This window comes from Phenylobacterium sp., assembly GCF_016124325.1.
Taxonomy (GTDB): Bacteria; Pseudomonadota; Alphaproteobacteria; order Caulobacterales; family Caulobacteraceae; genus Phenylobacterium.
On record NZ_WGNY01000043.1, the window covers coordinates 1 to 16766 of the forward strand.

Genomic DNA, 16766 nt, shown 5'->3' on the forward strand with positions numbered 1-16766 from the left:
CGGCCAGTTCCAGGGGGTGATGAACCCGCAGACGCCGATCGGCTCCTTGACGATCATCGTCGGGCCGCGGTCTTCCTCGAACTTGAAGGTCTTCAGCACCTCGGCGGCGGTGGCCAGGTGGGCCATGCCGATCGGCACCTGCGCCCGCTGGGCCAGCGAGGCCGGAGCGCCCATTTCTTCCGTCACCGCCGTGGCCAGGTCGCCGAAGCGCTTCTGGTACTCGGCCAGGATGCGGCCCAGCACCTCCAGGCGCTCCTCGCGGCTGGTCTGGCTCCACGAGGCGAACGCCTTGCGGGCGGCCTTGCAGGCCTTGTCCACGTCGGCGGCCGAGCCCATGGCGATCTTGCCGCAGACCCCTTCGGTGGCCGGATTGATGACGTCCAGCGTCTTCAGGCCCTCGGCCGGGTCGACCCATTGTCCATCGATGTAGAACTTGAGGTACTCGCGCATGACGTCCTCCTGGCGGTGTTCTCGTTTGGGGCTGCGGGCCCACATGCCCCACCCGTCAAACAATCATTTTAGTGATCAGCGATAAGGGGCGAAAGCCCCCCGCGCCGTAACCCTTGGCGAAACTGCTCGCCGGGCGCAACAGGACGATGACGCCTTGCGGCGCGCGGCCCCCCTCGCTAAAGCCCCGAGAGCAGATTCCTGGAGGCTCCATGGCCATCGCCGTCATCGCCGTGTTCCTGATCGTCATCGCGGCGCTGAACCGCTTCGAGTTCGGCCGCTTCGACTGAGGCTGATTTCCTGATGGCCGGCCGCGGCGCAGCACTGGTGACGGGCGGCGCAAGGCGGATCGGCCGCGTGCTGGCCGCGGTGGCGGCGCAAGCGGGATTCGACGTCGCCCTGCATGTTCGGTCGATCGGCGACGACGCCGAGGCGGCCGCCGGCGAAGTCCGCGGCCACGGCCGCAAGGCCGCCATCCTCGCCTGCGACCTGCGCAAGGAATCCGAGACCGTCGCCCTCGTGGGCCAGGCCGAGTTCGAGCTGGGGCCCGTCACCCTGCTGGTGAACTGCGCCTCGGTCTTCGAGCACGACGCTTTCTCCGACATGAACCGCGCCTCGTGGGACCTCCACATGGAGACCAACCTGCGCGCGCCGCTGGTGCTGGCCCAGGCGTTCGCCCGGCGCCTGCCCGCCGACCGCGAGGGCCTGATCGTCAACGTCCTCGACCAGCGGGTGCTGCGCCCGCCCGCCGACTTCTTCTCCTACTCGCTGTCGAAGTCCGCCCTTTGGGATGCGACCCGCATGCTGGCCCAGGCGCTCAGCCCCCGCATCCGCGTCAACGGCATCGGCCCGGGCCCGACCCTGGCCTCGATCCATCAGGACGACGCCGCCTTCGAGGCCGAGGCCCGCGCCACCCTGCTCCAGCGGCCGGTCGACCCGGGCGATATCGGCGGGGCGCTGCGCTACCTGATCGACGCGCGGGCGGTCACCGGCCAGATGATCGCCGTCGATTCCGGGCAGCACCTGGCATGAGCGTCCTGGCCGCCAGCAAGGTCTTCGTCACCGGCCTGAAGGTGCAGGCCGAGATCGGCGTCTACCGCCACGAGGTCGGCCGGGTGCAGCCGCTCATCGTCGACGTCGAGCTCGACGTGCCCACCGACGCCTCCGACCGGCTGACCGAGACGGTGAACTACGAGACGATCCTGGCCGCCGCCCAGGATCTCGCCGCCCAGGGACATCTCCACCTCGTGGAGACCTTCGCCCACCGGCTGGCGGAACGCTGCCTGGAGGACCCCCGCGTCATCCGCGCACGGGTCCGCATCGAGAAGCCGCTGGCGCTGGCGCCCCATGCGGTGGGCGCCGGCGTGGAGATCGTGGTCGAGCGCAGGTGAGCAATTTGTAACGCGGTTACGCCTTTGCGTGACGCCCTCCAGGGTCCATTTTTTGGGAAGCCCATTCCGGGCGGCTGGAGGACCAAGATCTAAAATGGCCGATCAGGTCGACTATGCGGCGCGCGAAGACACGACGATGGCGATCGTCTGCTACGCCCTCTACCTCGCCGCCTTCATCACCGGGATCACCGCCATCATCGGGGTGGTCATCGCCTACATGCAGCAGTCGACCGCCGGGCCGGACATGCGCACGCACTACACCTTCCTGATCCGGACCTTCTGGATTGGGATCGTGCTGATGCTGGGAACCTGCGTGCTCGCTGGCGTCGGCGCGCTGCTCTCGATCATCCTGATCGGCATTCCGATCCTGTTCTTCGCCGGCGCCGTCGGCGTGGTGACGACGGTCTGGTTCGCGGTGCGCTGCATCGTCGGCCTCGTCTACGTCAGCCGCGGCGAGCCCTACCCGCGACCCTACGCTGTCCTGGCGTAGCGGACCGGCCGGCCGGCGGGACCCTCAGAGGTCCCGCCAGGCCTTCACCGCACAGCCCGGCCAGGCGGTCGCCTCGTAGACACCGCGCGCGATGGCGCGCGACAGGGTGTCGGCCGCCAGCGCCCCGATCCGCGCCACCAGGAACGCCCGGGGTTCGGGCAGTTCGCGCCGGCCGGTCGACAGGCCGAAGACCACGTCGCCGTCGAACGGCGCGTGCACCGGCCGGATCGCCCGCGCCATGCCGTCCTGCGCCATCATCACCACCCGCTTCATCTCGCCGGCGTCCAGCTTCGCGTCGGTGGCGATGCAGGCGATGGTGGTGTTCTGGCGCGGCTTGGGATCGGCCTTGGCCGGCCCCCACTCGTCGGGCAGCGCCGCCAGGCCCGAGACGCCCAGCCCGCCGAACTCCTTGTTCAGCTCGTAGGGCGCGGCCCAGAACTGCTTGGTGCCCGGCGCGACGGTCGAGCCGGCGCTGTTCACGGCCACCACCGCGCCCACGGTGATCCCGTCGGCGCTGACCACCGAGGCGGAACCCGTGCCGCCCTTCATCCCGCCGGAGAAGGCGCCGTAGCCGGCCCCGTGGGTGCCCAGCCTGAAGGTGTCGGAGGCGGCCTCGACGGCCTCGATCCCCAGGCGCCGGTAGGGCGGGTCCATGCCCCAGGCCTTGTCGCCGCCGTGCGGCAGGTCGAACAGGATCGCGCCCGAGACGATGGGCGACAGCGGCACCCCCGGCGCGCGCGGTCCCATGCCATAGCCGCGCTCGTGCGCGCCCAGCCAGGCCGCCACGCCGTCGGCGGCCGCCAGTCCGTAGACAGACCCGCCCGCCAGGGTGATGGCGTTGACCCCGTGGACCAGGTTCTCGGCGGCGAGCGCGTCGGTCTCGCGGGTGCCCGGGCCGCCGCCGCGCACGTCGACGGCGGCGATGGCGAATTCGTCGGGCAGGATCACGGTGACGCCAGTGCGCGCCTTCTCGTCCTCGGCCTGGCCCACCTTCAGGCCCGGCACGTCGGTGATCAGGTTCTTGGGCCCGACGTGTCCCGGGCTCATGCCGAACCGCTGGGCGAAGGCGGCGCCGCCTTCGGCCAGGGCCGCCGCCGCGGCGAACGATCCCAGAAGCGTGCGGCGGTTCATGGCTTTAATCCCTCGACTGGTCCGGCGCTCGCCGGCGAACTTCCATATACCCGCAGGCCCGCGGCCGCGGGGCAGCGGGCGATCACGTCCTCCACGATCCGCCGCCGCTGGGCGGTCAGGTCGACCACGGTCAGCGGATCCTTGCGCAGCCGGCCCACCTCGGCGGCCGTGTAGGGCTTGGCGCCCTTGGGCGTGCTGGCCCCGCCGACGTCGAACACCGCGTAGTTGACGATGTCGGCCAGCCGCTGGTCGCCGACCGCCGAGAACGCCACGTTCGGCAACCGCGCCACATAGCGCCGGCCCTCGGGCGTGCAGAGGAAATAGCCCACTTGGTCGCGCAGGTCGGGCACCAGCACCGAGGCCGACTTGCCCCCGATCCCGTGGCAGCCGCCGCAGCGTTCCAGGAACGAGCCCTTGACCGAAATCTCCGACGGCGGATCGGCGCGGCCCGCGCCCGCGGCGACGAGCCCGGCCGCCAGCGCCAGCGCGGCCGCCAGCCGGCTCACTTGACCACGACCCCGCGCGCCAGGGCGTTGACCGCCGTGGGCGACAGCTTCGGCCCGGCCCGCGCCTCGGCCACCTCCTGGGCGGTGAACGCCGCCGCGGACTTGCCGCCCGCCTTGGCGCCCAGCCCGGCCACATAGGTCAGCACCTCGGCGATCTCGGCGTCGGTCATCTTGCTCGCGAAGCCCGGCATCACCCCCATCAGCGACTGTCCGTCCACCTCCAGCTTGCCGGCCATGCCGAACAGCGCCGCGGCGATCATCAGCTTGCGGCCGGCCGGCGTCTTCGCCATCTCGGGCGCGCGGCCCGCGAGCCGCGGATAGACGCCGGCCTGGCCGACGCCGCCCACCTGGTGGCAGACCGAGCATTGCGCCGCATAGGTCTTGGCCCCGTCGGCGGCGGCAGACGCGGGCAGGCCCAGAACCCCGGCGGCCAGCGCCGCCGCAACCCGTCGCCTCACTCCACGGCCCCGACGAGGGCGGCGGTGGAGCAGTGGTAGGCCATGGTCGAGAGCCCGAAGCACCAGATGATCTCGTTGTCGCCCTGCGGCCGGTAGACGGGCATCTCGCGTTCGGTGCCGTCGCAGCGCGATTCCGACTTGCAGACGCCGCGCCCGCAGCAGTCGCGATAGGCGATGAGGTACGAGCGCTTGTCGTCCGGGTTCATGCAGGTGCCCACCCACGAGGTCGGCGAGGCGCTGGTCCCCGGCGGGCAGGTGTGGACGCCGCCGCCGCAGCCCGTGCAGAGCACCCCGTCGATGGCGCAGTAGCGCCAGTAGTCGCACTTCAGATCGTCGGTGGTCTGGGCCGTGCGGGCGAAGTCGCTGAGCTGGGGCGGGAGCGTCGGCGCCGCCGGCCGGCGCGGCGCGGCCTCGGCGCGGGCCACCGGCAGCACCGGGAAGGCCGAGGCCCCCACCAGCACGCCGCCCAGCCGCGACAGCAGCCCCCGGCGCGAGCTGTGGCCGGCGATCCTGCGCGTGAGGCTTTCGCCCAGGGCGTCGATGCGGCTCTTGGTCATCGGGCTCTCCTTGGCATCGTTCGCCTCACTCCGCGGCCGTCCGCGCGGCCAGGTAGTCCTGCACCGAGGCGAAGCCGGTCTCCTGGGCGATCACGAGGCTTTCCAGATGTTCGCGGCTGTTCACCAGCCCCTTGGACGCGATCACGCCGCGGCCGTCGATCAGCACCGCGTAGGGCAGCCGCTCGACCCGGAACGTCATCCCCACCTCGGGACCGTTGATGAACGCGAAGCCCGAAAGCCCGTGGCGCTTGACGAAGGCGTGCTGCTCCTCGGGCTCGGCGTCGCCGACGAAGACCACCTGCACCTGTTCGCTGCGCGCGAAGTCCTTGGCCAGGGGGATCAGCTTCTTGCAGACCGGACAGGCGGCCGAGACGAACAGCAGCATGCGCAGGCGGGCGCCCGCCTGCAGCGGCTCGGCGAGTTCGAACGTCCCCCCGTCCAGCAGCCGCCCGGTGAGCGGCGGAACCGACTCGCCCACGTCCGGGCCGCGCCCGGTGGCGAGCGCGCCGACCGGCGCGATCCGCTCGTGCAGCACGCCGATCTGGCGCGCGAGCGCCGCCACCACGACCAGCAGGCCGAGGACGATCGCCCACAACAGGATCACCGAGACGAGCAGCAGGTTCATCGTGCGCCTCCCGCCGCCCGACGGGGACCCAGCGCGCCCAGGCAGGCGAGCGCATAGTCCAGCACGAACAGGCCGGCGCCGGCCGCCAGCCCCACCAGCCACGCCGCCGCGCTGGCCCCGCCCAGGGGCACGGTCGCCAGCAGCAGGCCGGCCAGGACGAGGTTGCGGCCCACGCGGCCCCAGCTCAGCGGCTGGCGCAGGCCGCCGCGCCCGCAGCCGCAATCGATCTCCGAACGCCCGCGCGCCAGGTTCGCGCCCATGGCCGCGGCGAAGACCGCCAGCAGGCCCGCGCCGCCCAGCGCCGGCCAGGGCGCGAGGCCCCCCAGCAGCGGCGACGCCAGCAGCGCCACGGCCAAGGCCAGCTCGAACGGCGGCAGCAGGCGGGCGGTCACCCCCACCAGCGGCTCGGGCAGGATGCGGTAGTTGGCCACCACGCCCTCGAAGCGCGCGCCATGCGCCAGCTTGCCCAGCGCGGCCTCCAGGAACAGCAGGCCGGCGGCGGCGCGCACCGCGATGCCGAGGGCGGAGACGGCGTCAGCGTCCATCGTTCAGGCCGCCGGATCGTAGATCATGCCGCCCACCCGCTTGACGGTCTTCACCACCTCGCCGCTGTCGGGCTTCAGCACATAGAAGACGTTCTCGGCCCCCACGCCGAACAGCACGGGCTCGGCGTCCTGGGTCACGGCGATCGCGTCCAGCGGCTTGTCCAGCTTGAAGCGCTTGATCAGCGCGTGCTTGGCCACGTCGAAGCACCACACCTCGGTCCCGGCGTCCTTGTGCGTCCAGTGGCCGCCCGGATGCATCAGCACATAGAGCCGCCCGCTGGCGCGATGGTAGGTCAGCGCCTGTTCCCCGCCCGGCCGCCAGGCCAGGTCGCGGTCGCTGGTCGAGGGCGCGGGGAAGCCGGCCGCCTCCAGCAGCGACCAGGGCGCCTCGAACGTGGGCGTCGCGCCGAGCGTGACCCGATGCACCAGGCCCGTGTAGGTGACGAACAGGGTCGTCCCGGTCGTCCGGTCGGTGGGCGAGTTCTCGAAGACCGGATCGGCCTCGGCGTTGAAGAACGGCTTGCTGCGGGTCAGCGCCGGCCCGTCCGCACCCAGCGTCACCGTCGCCAGCGAGCCGTCGCCGCACAGCGAGGAGAACCCGTCGTCGCCGAACGGGAAGACCAGGGCGCAGCCGGGCAGTTCGACCGTGCGTTCCACCTTGTCGGCCTTGAGGTCGACCACCACCACCGACGAGCCGGGGGTCATGTTGTAGACGTAGCCCCGCGCCGCGCCGGCGCTCAGGGCGAAGTTCTGCATCCGCGGGCCCATGAACACCCGGCCGGGGATGGCGATCTCGGTCTTCAGGTTCAGGGTCTTGCCGTCGTAGACCGTGACCATGTCCTGGCGGTCGCCGCGGTTGCCCTTGGTCCAGATGCTCTCGGCCACGTAGATCTGCTTCTGCCCCGGCCCGACCGCCACGTTCGACAGGCTGGCCGCCGAGACGCCGCCCAGGATCTTGCCGCTGTCGCCGTCGAGGATCCGCGCCTCGCCGCCGCCGAACACGTCCAGCAGGAGCACGCGGTGGGGCGCGGGGTCGGGCATCACGGCGACGTCGCTGGTCTCGGCCTCCAGGGGCGGCGGCACGTCGTCGGCCGCGGCCGGCGCGGCGGCGCTCAGTCCACAGAGCGCGGACAGTCCCAGAAGTGCGGCCAGGGCCCGCGGCCCGAGGATCGGCTTGGCGTCCATAATCAGTCCCCCATGGCCCCGACGCGCCGACGTCCGGACATGCCCGATAACGGAGCAGCTATCGGGCCGCGTTTCCGGCAAACCGGCAAGACTATTATTTGCTCGCCCCAAATCGCCGCTCGCGCCCTTGGCGGCGCGCCGATCGCTCAGGATATTGAGCGTGCATATCGGGGGTGTCGACATGGACGGCGAAGTTGGCCAGCGGCTGCGGACCATCCGCACGAAGATGGGATTGAGCCAGCGCTCGCTCGCGCGCCGCGCCGGCGTGCCCAGCAGCACGGTCTCGCTGATCGAAGGCGGGCGCACCAATCCGTCGATCGGCTCGCTCAAGCGCCTGCTCGACGCGGCGGGCCTGTCGCTGGCCGAATTCTTCAGCTTCGACCTGGCCACCGAAAGCCAGATTTTCTTTCGCCATGACGAACTTGCGGAAATCTCGAGCGGCGATGTTTCCTACCGCCAGGTGGGCGCCGGGGCTGGACTCTCCACCATCCAGATCCTCTACGAGACCTACCAGCCGGGCTCCGACAGCGGCCGGGTTATGCTGCGCCACGAGGGCGAGGAGGGCGGCGTCGTCATCCAGGGTCGCCTCGAGGTCACGGTCGGCGAGCGCACCCGCGTACTGAAGGCAGGCGAGGCCTATCTGTTCCAGAGCACGACGCCGCACCGGTTCCGCAACGTCGGCGGCGAGGTCTGCATCGTGGTCAGCGCGTGCACGCCCCCTACATTCTGAGGCGACGGACGGCCCGGAATGGTCTAAATGCTCAATCCGTTGAGCGCATGGTCAGGGTAACTTCGCAAAAACAATGGCTTGACCGTCAGAACAAATAGTCTGGCGCGGCCGCGGACGCGGGGTGAAGCTTCTGTGACGACGGCGGAGGAAGCGCCCTGAACGTGGCGCATACGGTCTGCGGCGATGCCTCGCAAGGGCCGCGCCGATGGTGTCCTGGTGACGGCCGGCGGGCGCGGCGAGCGCTTGCGTAACCCTCCGGCAGGCGTTCCCAGGTGGAGACGTAAAGGCCGAACGGCGGCGAACAACGACCGTCGGCGGCTGCAGGAGACAGGCGATCGCGCCGTCGGGGCGGGATCGGTCAACGGGGGATAGGTCATGAAGCGTTACTTCCTCGGCGCCGCCGTGTGCGTGCTGGGCGCGGCTCAAGCTGCAACCGCCATGGCGGCCGACGAACGGCCGTCGGGCAATGCGGTCCAGGAACTGGTGGTCACCGCCCAGCGGCGGGAACAGGCGGCCAACGACATCGGCATTTCGCTCTCGGTCGTCAGCCCTGTCGACCTGCGGCAGGAGGGCGTCACCAACATCAACCAGATCGAGAACCTCACCCCCAGCCTGCAGATCGAGCCGGCGTTCGGGGGCGGCACGCCGCAGTACCGGCTGCGCGGGGTCGGCTTCTCCGACTACGCCTCGAACAACACCCCCACCGTGGGCGTCTACGTGAACGAGGTGGCCTTCCCGGTCCCGGTCATGACCCAGGGCCTGGTCTACGACATCGCCCGGGTCGAGGTGCTGCGCGGGCCGCAAGGCACCCTCTATGGCCGCAACACCACCGGCGGGGCGATCAACTTCATCACCAACAAGCCGACGAAGAATTTCGCCGCGGGCGTCCTCGGCGAGTACTCCCGCTTCGACCACTTCTATGGCGAGGGCTACGTCTCCGGCCCCGTCGTCGGCGATACGCTCCTCGCGCGCCTGTCGGTGGCCACCGAACAGGGCGGGGCCTACCAGCACCGCCGCTCCACCGGCGAGAGCCTCGGCGACGCGGACCGCCTGGCCGGCCGCTTCCTGCTGACCTACAAGCCGAGCGACAGCTTCGACGCCCTGTTCGACGTCCACGCCGCGCGCGACAAGTCGGAGGCCACCGGGCTCTACCTCTTCCGCGGCTTCACCACCCGCTCGGGGGCCGGCGTGTTCGTGCCGGCCGACACCGACCGCTTCGCCACCGACTGGAAGATCGCCCCCACCCTGGCGCGCGACTCCGGCCTGTCGCTGAACGCCAAGCCGGGCGTCGACAACGAGACCTGGGGCACGTCGTTGAACGCCTCGTGGGACTTCAGCCCCGCGATGAAGCTGACCAACATCGTCAGCTACGACCAGCTCATCCGCCGCCAGTACGGCGACTGGGACGCGACCCAGTCCATCGAGGCCGACACCTTCTTCGGCTCCAAGGTCTATGTGATCTCCGACGAGCTGCGCCTGTCGTACGACGAAGGGCCGCTGCACTGGATCGCGGGCGTCTACTATTCCAAGCAGGGCCTCAAGGAGCGGTACTACTCCAACTTCGACGACATCTACGGCACCTACGGCCGGGTGAACTACCAGCAGGAGGTCAAGTCGATCAGCGCCTTCGGCCAGGCCGAGTACGAGCTGACCGACCAGTGGAAGGTCATCGGCGGCCTGCGCTACGAGAAGGAGACCCGCCACCTGAACGGCTTCGGCACCGCGTTCGGCGGGGCCACGGCCCTGCCGCCGACCGACGTCTCCACCAAGATGACGCCTCTGACCGGCAAGGTCGAAGTCGACTTCAAGCCCGTGGAAGGCACGCTGCTCTACGGCTCGATCAGCAAGGGCGCCAAGTCGGGCGGCTTCACCACCTACAACACCGGCGACTCCTCGGCGATCCAGCCCTTCAAGCCGGAGACGCTGTGGGCCTACGAAGTGGGCGCCAAGACCGACATCCTCCCGACGCTGCAGCTCAACGCCTCGGCCTACTACTACGACTACAAGAACCAGCAGGTGCTCTCGGCCGTCTTCACGACCGCGGGCCGTATCGTCGGCCGGTTCGCCAACGCGCCGAAGTCCGAGATCTGGGGCGGCGAGCTGGAGGCGACCTTCCACCCCACGCCCGAGCTCACCATCACCCAGAGGCTGGGCTATTCCCGCGGCAAGTATGTGGAGTTCCAGGAGCTCGACACGGGCGCCAGCCGGGTGGCGGGGGCCGCCATCTACGTCGACCGCGCCGGCCAGAAGATCCCCTTCCCCGACTGGTCGTACTCCGGCTCGGCCAGCTACGTCTGGGACGTGGGCCAGCACGACGTGACCACGTCGATGAACTACACCTACCGCGACAAGGTGATCAATTTCCTGGGTCCGCGCTATGCGGTGCCGCACGCCTGGATCTTCAACGGCGACATCACGGTCACGCCGCATGAGGGCCACTGGGCGGCCAGCGTGTTCGCCCGCAACCTGTTCAACGAGAAGTACGACCTGACCCGCAACTTCTTCACCAGCGCCGACATCGCCCAGCCGGGCCGTCCGCGCGAGGTGGGCGTGCGCCTCAGCTACGAGTACTAGCGGCCCGCATGTCATCCCGGTTTCCGCCGTCGGGCGCGAAACCGGGGTCCATGTGTGACGAGCGCGCCGCGCCTACCGTCCCTTGAACACCGGCTCGCGCTTTTCCACGAAGGCTTTGGCCGCCTCGCGGTGGTCCTCCGTCCGGCCGCAATGGACGTGGTGGGTCGCTTCCAGGTCGAGGCAGTCGTCCACCTCGCCGGCCATGGCGCGGTTCAGGTTTTCCTTCATGTAGCGGTAGGCGATGGTCGGGCCGCTCGCCAGCCGCCGGGCCACCTCCCGCGTCTTGGCCGCCAGCTCCTCGGGCTCGACCACCCAGTTGGCCAGGCCCAGGCGCAGCGCCTCCTCCGCGCTCACGCGTTCGGACAGGAAGTACAGCTCCCGCGCCTTGGCCGAGCCCACCAGCTGGGTGAGGAAATAGGTGCCGCCGTAGTCGCCCGAGAAGCCCACCCGGGCGAAGGCCGTCGTCAGGATCGCGGTCGAGGCCATGATCCGCAGGTCGCAGGCCAGCGCCAGCGACAGCCCCGCCCCGGCCGCCGGGCCCGGCAGCGCCGCGATGGTGGGCTTGGGCATGGCGAACAGCTTCCCGGCCGTGGCCCGCTGGTTCACCCGCTGGCGATGGATCGCCTCGTCCAGGGTCAGCTCCCCGCCGCTCCCCGAATTGCGCGTGTTCATGCCCTTGACGTCGCCGCCGGCGCAGAAACCCTTGCCCGCGCCGGTCATCACCACGCACTTCACCTCGGGCGCCAGCTCGGCCCAGGCCAGCTGGCGGGCCAGGGCCTGGTTCATCTCATCGCTCATGGCGTTGCGCGCGTCGGGCCGGTTCAGCGTGATCGTCAGCACGCCGGCGTCGAGCTCGGCCTTGAGGTCCGGGGTCCCGGTGTCGAGGACCATGCTGGGGGCGGTATCGGCCATGGCGTTTCCTTCCGTCTCGTTGCGGCCTCCCAACTCGCGTCATGGCCCGGCTTGTCCGGGCCATCCATGAACATCGCGAATTCCGGTTGGCCTCTGTGCTCGGGCCTGGCCGGCGACATCCGCGATCATGGATCGCCCGGACAAGCCGGGCGATGACGGACCCGGGAGGGTTCGTCCGGCGGCACCCTAGGCCTGCGGGAAGCCGCCCGCTAGAGTTCGGCAAAACGGGAGGAGAGACCGATGCGGCTTCGGCAGATCGCGCTGGTGGGCGAAGACCTGGCGGCGGCCCGCGCCGACATCGAGGCCGTGCTGGGCCTGGGCCAGCCCTACGCCGATCCCGGCGTCGGCAAGTTCGGCCTGCACAACGCCGTCTGGCCGGTGGGCGACACCTTCCTGGAGGTGGTCTCGCCCAAGGCTGGCGGAACCACCGCCGGCCGGCTGCTGGAAAAACGCGGCGGCGACGGCGGCTACATGGTCATCCTGCAGGTGGAGGACAGCGCCGCGGCCCGCGAGCGCGTGGCCGCCGAGAACGTCCGCATCATCGAGAAGGCCGACTTCAAGGGCGTCTCCATGAGCCACCTGCACCCCAAGGACGTGGGCGGCGCGATCCTGTCGCTGGACCAGATGACCCCGCCCGAGCACTGGGAATGGGGCGGCCCCGACTGGCCGAAGAACGTCAAGACCGACGTCTCGACCGCCGTGGTCGGCGGCGAGCTGCAGGGTCCGGATCCCGACGCCATGTCGGCGAAATGGGCCGCCGTCCTGGGCCTGCCGCGCGAGCGGACCGCCACGGGCTGGCGCATCGGCCTCGACGGCGGCGAACTCCGCTTCGTGACCGCCGAGGACGGCCGCGGCGAGGGCGTCGGCGCCTTCGACGTCGCCGTGCGCGACCCCGCCGCCGTGCACGCGGCCGCCAAGGCGCGAGGCCTCGACGGCCCGGGCGACCACATCACCCTGTGCGGGACGCGCGTGAGGCTGGTCCCGGCATGAGGCGCCTCGTCCTCATCGCGGTGCTGGCGGCCCTCGCCGCGCCCGCCGCGGCGCAGGACGCCCAGGAGGGTTCCTGGCCGTCACCGGCGCTGGAGAAGGCGGGCTGGACGCTGATCACCGCCAGCGAGGACGTCTTCGTGTTCATGCGCGCCGCCCCGCCCGCCGAGGCGGGCCTGCGTCGCGCCTGGACGGCCTACGACGCCGCCGCGCCGCGCCAGCGCGACGGCTTCACCTTCCGCTCGGTGGAGAGCCTCTCCGAGTTCGACTGCCGGCGCGGCGTCACCCGCGTGGTCGAGGAGATCTACCACGACGCCCCGGCGCTGGGCGGCCAGTCATGGCGCTCGCCCCGGTTCATCGTCACCCCCTGGGCCAGGCCCGAGGCCGGCTCGGTCGGCGCGGTACGCATGGCCTTCGCGTGCAAGGCTCTCAACGACACGTGACCGGGAGCGACCCGTTCGCGCCTTGGCTCGCCCGCTGGCGCCTCGTCCCGGACGGCGAGCCCTTCACCACCCGGTTTGGCAGTCGCCTGGCCCCCGTCCTCGCCGACGGGGCGCCCGCGATGTTGAAGATCGCCGGCCATGAGGAGGAACGGCGCGGCGGGGCCCTGATGGAATGGTGGGCCGGCCGGGGTGCGGCCCGGGTGCTGGCGCGCGAGGGCGACGCGCTCCTCATGGAACGGCTCGCCGGCCCGCGCAGCCTCGCCGCCATGGCGCGCTCGGGCGCCGACGACGAGGCCACCGCCATCCTCTGCGGCGTCGCGCGCGGCCTGCACGCCCCGCGGCCCGAGCCGGCGCCTGACACCCTCGTCCCGCTCGACCGCTGGTTCCGCTCTCTGCGGGTCGCCGCCGCCCGCGACGGCGGCCCCTTCTCCCGCGCCCTGCCGGTCGCCGAGCGCCTGCTGGCCGAGCCGCGCGACGTGGTCGTGCTGCACGGCGACTTCCACCACGACAATGTGCTGGATGGCGGCGCGCGCGGCTGGCTCGCCATCGACCCCAAGGGCCTGATCGGCGAGCGCGGCTTCGAATACGCAAACCTGTTCCGCACGCCAGACGCCGAGATCGCCCTTGAACCCGGCCGCATGGCCCGGCGCGCGGCCATCGTGGCGCGGGCCGCCGACCTCGATCTGCGCCGCCTCTGCGAATGGATCTTCGTCTACGCCGCCCTGGGCGCGGCCTGGTCCATCGAGTCGGGGCACGACCCCGGACCCGGCTTGGCGATCGCCGAATGCGGCGAGGCGCTGGCCGGCGCCTGATCCGCCGGAACCGCGCCGCCGGGGCGGCGTTGCGTCGAAGCATGGCCGTATCCGCGCCCGTTCCCACCCGCCCGCTGGCGCGTCTGCGTCGCCGCTTCGCCCGCGCGCCCTGGGCGGCGCTCATCGAGGCGGCGGCCCGGTTCGGCTACGTGGCGCGCGGCGCGGTCTATGTGAGCGTCGGCGCCATCGCCCTGCTCGCCGCGCTGCGGCTGACCCCACGCGCCGAGGGCGCGGTCGGCGCCCTGGAGGCCTGGGGCGAGTGGTCCCTGGGGATCATGCTGCTCTGGCTGATCGGCCTGGGCCTCTACGGCTTCGCCGCCTGGCGCGCCCTTCAGGCGTTCGCCGACACCGAGCGCCACGGCCACGACCTGCGAGGCCTGGCGATTCGCGCCGGCCAGGCGATCAGCGGCCTGACCTACGGCGGCCTGGCGGTGTCGGTCTTCGGACTGATCGACGCCCTGGGCGACCTGCACGAGCCGGACGACCGCGCCGCCACCCGCGCGGCGGTCGACGCCGCGCTGCACTTGCCGATGGGCGGCCTGATCGTGGCGGCGGCCGGCCTGTTCGTCCTGGCCGCGGGGCTTGGCAACATGGCCCGCGCCGCCTTCGACCATTTCGGCCGCGAGCTCGACTGCGACCGCCCGGTGCGCGACTGGGCCGGGACGGTGGCGCGGTTCGGCTACGCCGCCCGCGGCCTCGCCCTGGTCCCGGCCGGCGGCTTCCTGCTGAGCGCCGGGCTGCATGCCCGCGCCTCCGAGGCCGAAGGCCTGGGCGGGGCCCTGGAAACCCTCGCCGACGCGCCCTTCGGCCACGCAGTCCTGGCGCTCACCGGCGCCGGCCTGGTCGCGTTCGGCTTGTTCGCCGTCGCCGAAGCCGGGCTGCGGCCGATGCGGGCGCCCGATCCAGCGGCTTGACCGCCGTCGCGTAAGCTTCGCAGCCTTCCTCCAAAGCAAAAGCCGGCCCCGAGCCGGGGAGGAGACTATGCGCCCATCAGCGATCCTGCGCTTGCTGGCGGTCGGCTTGGCGAGCCTCTGGCTGGCGGCCTGCACGGCGCCCGACACCGCCTACGACAAGCTCGAGGCGAAGTACGCCAGCCCGGCGTCGCGCTACATGGACCTGCCCGGCGGGCTGCGCGTCCACTACCGCGACCAGGGTCCCCGCAACGCGCCGACCCTGGTGCTGGTGCATGGCTTCTCGGCCTCGCTCCACGCCTGGGAGCCCTGGGTCCAGCGCCTTTCCGGCGACTACCGGATCGTCAGCCTCGACCTGCCCGGCCACGGCCTGACCCGCGCGCCCGACGACTATGCGCCCTCCACCGACAACAGCGTCGCCGTGGTGGATCAGCTGGCCACGCGCCTCGACCTTCCGCCCTTCGTCCTCGGCGGCAATTCCATGGGCGGCGGGGTGGCCTGGAACTACGCCCTGGCCCACCCGGACCGCCTCCGGGGCCTGGTCCTGGTCGACGCCGCCGGCTGGCCCGACCCCAATCGGAAGTCGGAAGGCTCCCCGGTCGTCTTCAAACTGCTGGGCAACCCGGTCGGCCGCTGGTTCCTGCGCAACGCCGACCCGGGCCTGTTCGCCGAAAAGGGCCTGAAGCAGGCCTACCTAGACGAGAGCCTCGTCACGCCCGAACTCGTCACCCGCTACGTCGAACTGGCCCGCGCGCCCGGCCACCGCGCGATCCTGACCGGCGGACGGGGCGGCCCGCAGCGGCCCGTCACGCCCGACACCTTCAAGGCGATCCACACGCCCACCCTGGTGATGACCGGCGAGCAGGACGCCTTGATCCCGGCCGCCAGCGCACGCGGCCTCGCCGCGGCGATCCCGGGCGCGAAGCTGATCGCCTATCCCGGCGTCGGCCACGTGCCGATGGAGCAGATCCCCGACCGCTCGGCCGCCGACCTCAAGGCCTGGCTCGCGACCTTGCCCGAGTAGGACCTCAGCGGTCCGCGCTCCGCGTCCTGTCGCTCTCCACCGTCATCCTCGCCCTCGTGGCGAGGACGACGGAATAAGGGGCGCCTGCGGGAAAGGCGTTACGTGCTGTGCGTCGTGTCCGGCAGGGCCAGGATGCGCTTGGAGACGATGTTGAACTGGATCTCCTGGCTGCCGCCGTAGATCGACATCGCCTTGCCCCACAGCCAGGCGCGCACCGCCTCGATCTCGTCGTGGCTGAAGCCCTCGCCCGACCAGCCCAGGCCCTGGCTGCCCATCAGCTCCAGGGTCATCTCGGCGCGGGTCTGGGCGACCCAGGTTGCCGAGTTCTTCAGGATCGACGGCGCGTGCCCGGGGCTGTTGTTGCCCTTCGCCTCGGCGGCGGCCCGCATCAGCGTCAGCGCGTGGGCCTTGGCGTCCATCTCGTGCTTCGCCAGCCGCATGCGGAAATCGGGGTCGGCCAGCCGGCCCTTGTCGTCGACGCCCAGATATTCCTTGGCGATCTCGTTCAGCGGCTTGGGCGGGCGGCCGCCCATCGAAGCGCCGGTCTGGCTGGCGCGTTCGTGCTGCAGCAGGCGCTTGCCCACCGTCCAGCCCACATTGAGCTGGCCCAGCAGCGCGTCCTTGGGCGCCGTGGCGTCGGTGAAGAAGGTCTCGCAGAACGGCGAGGCCCCCGAGATCAGCCCGATCGGCCGGGTCTCGATCCCCGGCTGATGCATGTCGACCAGCAGGAAGCTGATCCCGTCGTGCTTCTTGGCCTTGGGGTCGGTCCGGGTCAGCAGGCCGCACCAGTCGGAGTGCTGCGCCCCGCTCGTCCACGTCTTCTGGCCGTTGATCACCCAGTGGTCGCCGGCGTCCACCGCGCGGGTCTGCAACGACGCCAGGTCCGAGCCGGCGTTAGGCTCGGAATAGCCCACGCACCACTGCACCTCGCCCTTCACGATCGGCGGCAGGTGCTTCTTCTTCTGCTCCTCGGTGCCGTAGTCCATGATCGTCGGGCCGATCATGGTCACGCCCATCCCGAACATCAGCGGGTTGAAG

General features: G+C 71.3%; 21 protein-coding genes. 11 read left to right on the forward strand and 10 right to left on the reverse strand.

The annotated features are described in order from the left end of the window. Window positions 1-450 (reverse strand): aldehyde dehydrogenase family protein (locus tag GC203_RS21320; protein WP_293458664.1); only part of this gene is annotated, 450 nt, incomplete at its 3' end. Window positions 451-563: 113 nt separating this feature from the next. On the opposite strand from GC203_RS21320, the gene GC203_RS21325 reads away from it, so the two are divergent. The 4 genes from GC203_RS21325 (at window position 564) to GC203_RS21340 (ending at window position 2328) form a co-directional block, all read left to right on the forward strand. Further along, window positions 564-737 (forward strand): hypothetical protein, encoded by a 174-nt coding sequence (locus tag GC203_RS21325; protein WP_293458666.1) that lies wholly within the window; start codon window positions 564-566, stop codon window positions 735-737. 13 nt (window positions 738-750) lie between these two features. Beyond that, window positions 751-1479, forward strand: coding sequence for an SDR family oxidoreductase (locus tag GC203_RS21330; protein WP_293458667.1), 729 nt, complete (start codon window positions 751-753; stop codon window positions 1477-1479). Further along, complete coding sequence (folB, locus tag GC203_RS21335) at window positions 1476-1838, forward strand: dihydroneopterin aldolase (RefSeq protein WP_293458669.1); 363 nt, start codon at window positions 1476-1478, stop codon at window positions 1836-1838. The genes GC203_RS21330 and folB overlap by 4 nt, the downstream gene beginning before the upstream one ends. Before the next feature lie 94 nt (window positions 1839-1932). After that, window positions 1933-2328 (forward strand): hypothetical protein, encoded by a 396-nt coding sequence (locus GC203_RS21340; protein ID WP_293458671.1) that lies wholly within the window; start codon window positions 1933-1935, stop codon window positions 2326-2328. A gap of 24 nt (window positions 2329-2352) precedes the next feature. On the opposite strand, the gene GC203_RS21345 is transcribed toward GC203_RS21340, so the two are convergent. Genes GC203_RS21345 through GC203_RS21375 form a run of 7 tightly spaced genes read right to left on the reverse strand, consistent with a single transcriptional unit; the run spans window position 2353 to window position 7335 of the window. Further along, the gene (locus tag GC203_RS21345) at window positions 2353-3459 is read right to left on the reverse strand and encodes a P1 family peptidase (RefSeq protein ID WP_293458673.1); all 1107 of its coding nucleotides are present in this window, start codon (window positions 3457-3459) and stop codon (window positions 2353-2355) included. Beyond that, window positions 3456-3965 (reverse strand): hypothetical protein, encoded by a 510-nt coding sequence (locus GC203_RS21350; RefSeq protein ID WP_293458675.1) that lies wholly within the window; start codon window positions 3963-3965, stop codon window positions 3456-3458. Before GC203_RS21350 ends, GC203_RS21345 begins: the two co-directional genes overlap by 4 nt. Beyond that, window positions 3962-4423 (reverse strand): cytochrome c, encoded by a 462-nt coding sequence (locus GC203_RS21355; RefSeq protein ID WP_293458677.1) that lies wholly within the window; start codon window positions 4421-4423, stop codon window positions 3962-3964. Before GC203_RS21355 ends, GC203_RS21350 begins: the two co-directional genes overlap by 4 nt. Next, window positions 4420-4980 carry a methylamine dehydrogenase light chain gene (locus GC203_RS21360; protein ID WP_293458679.1) on the reverse strand — a complete coding sequence of 187 codons (561 nt, stop codon included), beginning with the start codon at window positions 4978-4980 and terminating at the stop codon, window positions 4420-4422. Before GC203_RS21360 ends, GC203_RS21355 begins: the two co-directional genes overlap by 4 nt. A gap of 25 nt (window positions 4981-5005) precedes the next feature. Then, the gene (locus GC203_RS21365; protein WP_293458681.1) at window positions 5006-5605 is read right to left on the reverse strand and encodes a redoxin family protein; all 600 of its coding nucleotides are present in this window, start codon (window positions 5603-5605) and stop codon (window positions 5006-5008) included. Further along, window positions 5602-6150 (reverse strand): MauE/DoxX family redox-associated membrane protein, encoded by a 549-nt coding sequence (locus GC203_RS21370; protein ID WP_293458683.1) that lies wholly within the window; start codon window positions 6148-6150, stop codon window positions 5602-5604. Before GC203_RS21370 ends, GC203_RS21365 begins: the two co-directional genes overlap by 4 nt. A gap of 3 nt (window positions 6151-6153) precedes the next feature. Next, window positions 6154-7335 (reverse strand): amine dehydrogenase large subunit, encoded by a 1182-nt coding sequence (locus GC203_RS21375; RefSeq protein WP_293458684.1) that lies wholly within the window; start codon window positions 7333-7335, stop codon window positions 6154-6156. Window positions 7336-7516: 181 nt separating this feature from the next. Here GC203_RS21375 and GC203_RS21380 point away from each other — a divergent pair, with 181 nt between their 5' ends. Together GC203_RS21380 and GC203_RS21385 are read left to right on the forward strand one after the other, a co-directional pair. Beyond that, entirely contained in the window at window positions 7517-8065 is a 549-nt protein-coding gene (locus GC203_RS21380) for a cupin domain-containing protein (RefSeq protein WP_293458686.1), read from the forward strand. A 375-nt stretch (window positions 8066-8440) separates the two neighbouring features. Beyond that, window positions 8441-10639, forward strand: coding sequence for a TonB-dependent receptor (locus GC203_RS21385; RefSeq protein ID WP_293458688.1), 2199 nt, complete (start codon window positions 8441-8443; stop codon window positions 10637-10639). A gap of 72 nt (window positions 10640-10711) precedes the next feature. Here GC203_RS21385 and GC203_RS21390 read toward each other — a convergent pair whose 3' ends face one another. Continuing rightward, window positions 10712-11551 (reverse strand): enoyl-CoA hydratase, encoded by an 840-nt coding sequence (locus GC203_RS21390; protein WP_293458690.1) that lies wholly within the window; start codon window positions 11549-11551, stop codon window positions 10712-10714. A 240-nt stretch (window positions 11552-11791) separates the two neighbouring features. Between GC203_RS21390 and GC203_RS21395 the strand changes: the two genes are divergently transcribed. From GC203_RS21395 to GC203_RS21415, 5 genes are all read left to right on the forward strand, one after another. Then, window positions 11792-12541, forward strand: a complete 750-nt coding sequence (locus GC203_RS21395) for a VOC family protein (protein ID WP_293458692.1) — start codon at window positions 11792-11794, stop codon at window positions 12539-12541. Beyond that, complete coding sequence (locus tag GC203_RS21400) at window positions 12538-12981, forward strand: surface-adhesin E family protein (protein ID WP_293458694.1); 444 nt, start codon at window positions 12538-12540, stop codon at window positions 12979-12981. The genes GC203_RS21395 and GC203_RS21400 overlap by 4 nt, the downstream gene beginning before the upstream one ends. Beyond that, on the forward strand, window positions 12978-13793 hold the full coding sequence (locus GC203_RS21405) for an aminoglycoside phosphotransferase family protein (RefSeq protein WP_293458696.1): 816 nt from the start codon (window positions 12978-12980) through the stop codon (window positions 13791-13793). Before GC203_RS21400 ends, GC203_RS21405 begins: the two co-directional genes overlap by 4 nt. A gap of 41 nt (window positions 13794-13834) precedes the next feature. Then, entirely contained in the window at window positions 13835-14707 is an 873-nt protein-coding gene (locus GC203_RS21410; protein WP_293458698.1) for a DUF1206 domain-containing protein, read from the forward strand. 67 nt (window positions 14708-14774) lie between these two features. Beyond that, the gene (locus tag GC203_RS21415) at window positions 14775-15728 is read left to right on the forward strand and encodes an alpha/beta hydrolase (RefSeq protein ID WP_293458700.1); all 954 of its coding nucleotides are present in this window, start codon (window positions 14775-14777) and stop codon (window positions 15726-15728) included. A gap of 98 nt (window positions 15729-15826) precedes the next feature. Here the strand turns inward: GC203_RS21415 and GC203_RS21420 are convergent. Further along, the coding region (locus GC203_RS21420; protein ID WP_293458702.1) for an acyl-CoA dehydrogenase family protein at window positions 15827-16766 on the reverse strand (940 nt) is incomplete at its 5' end.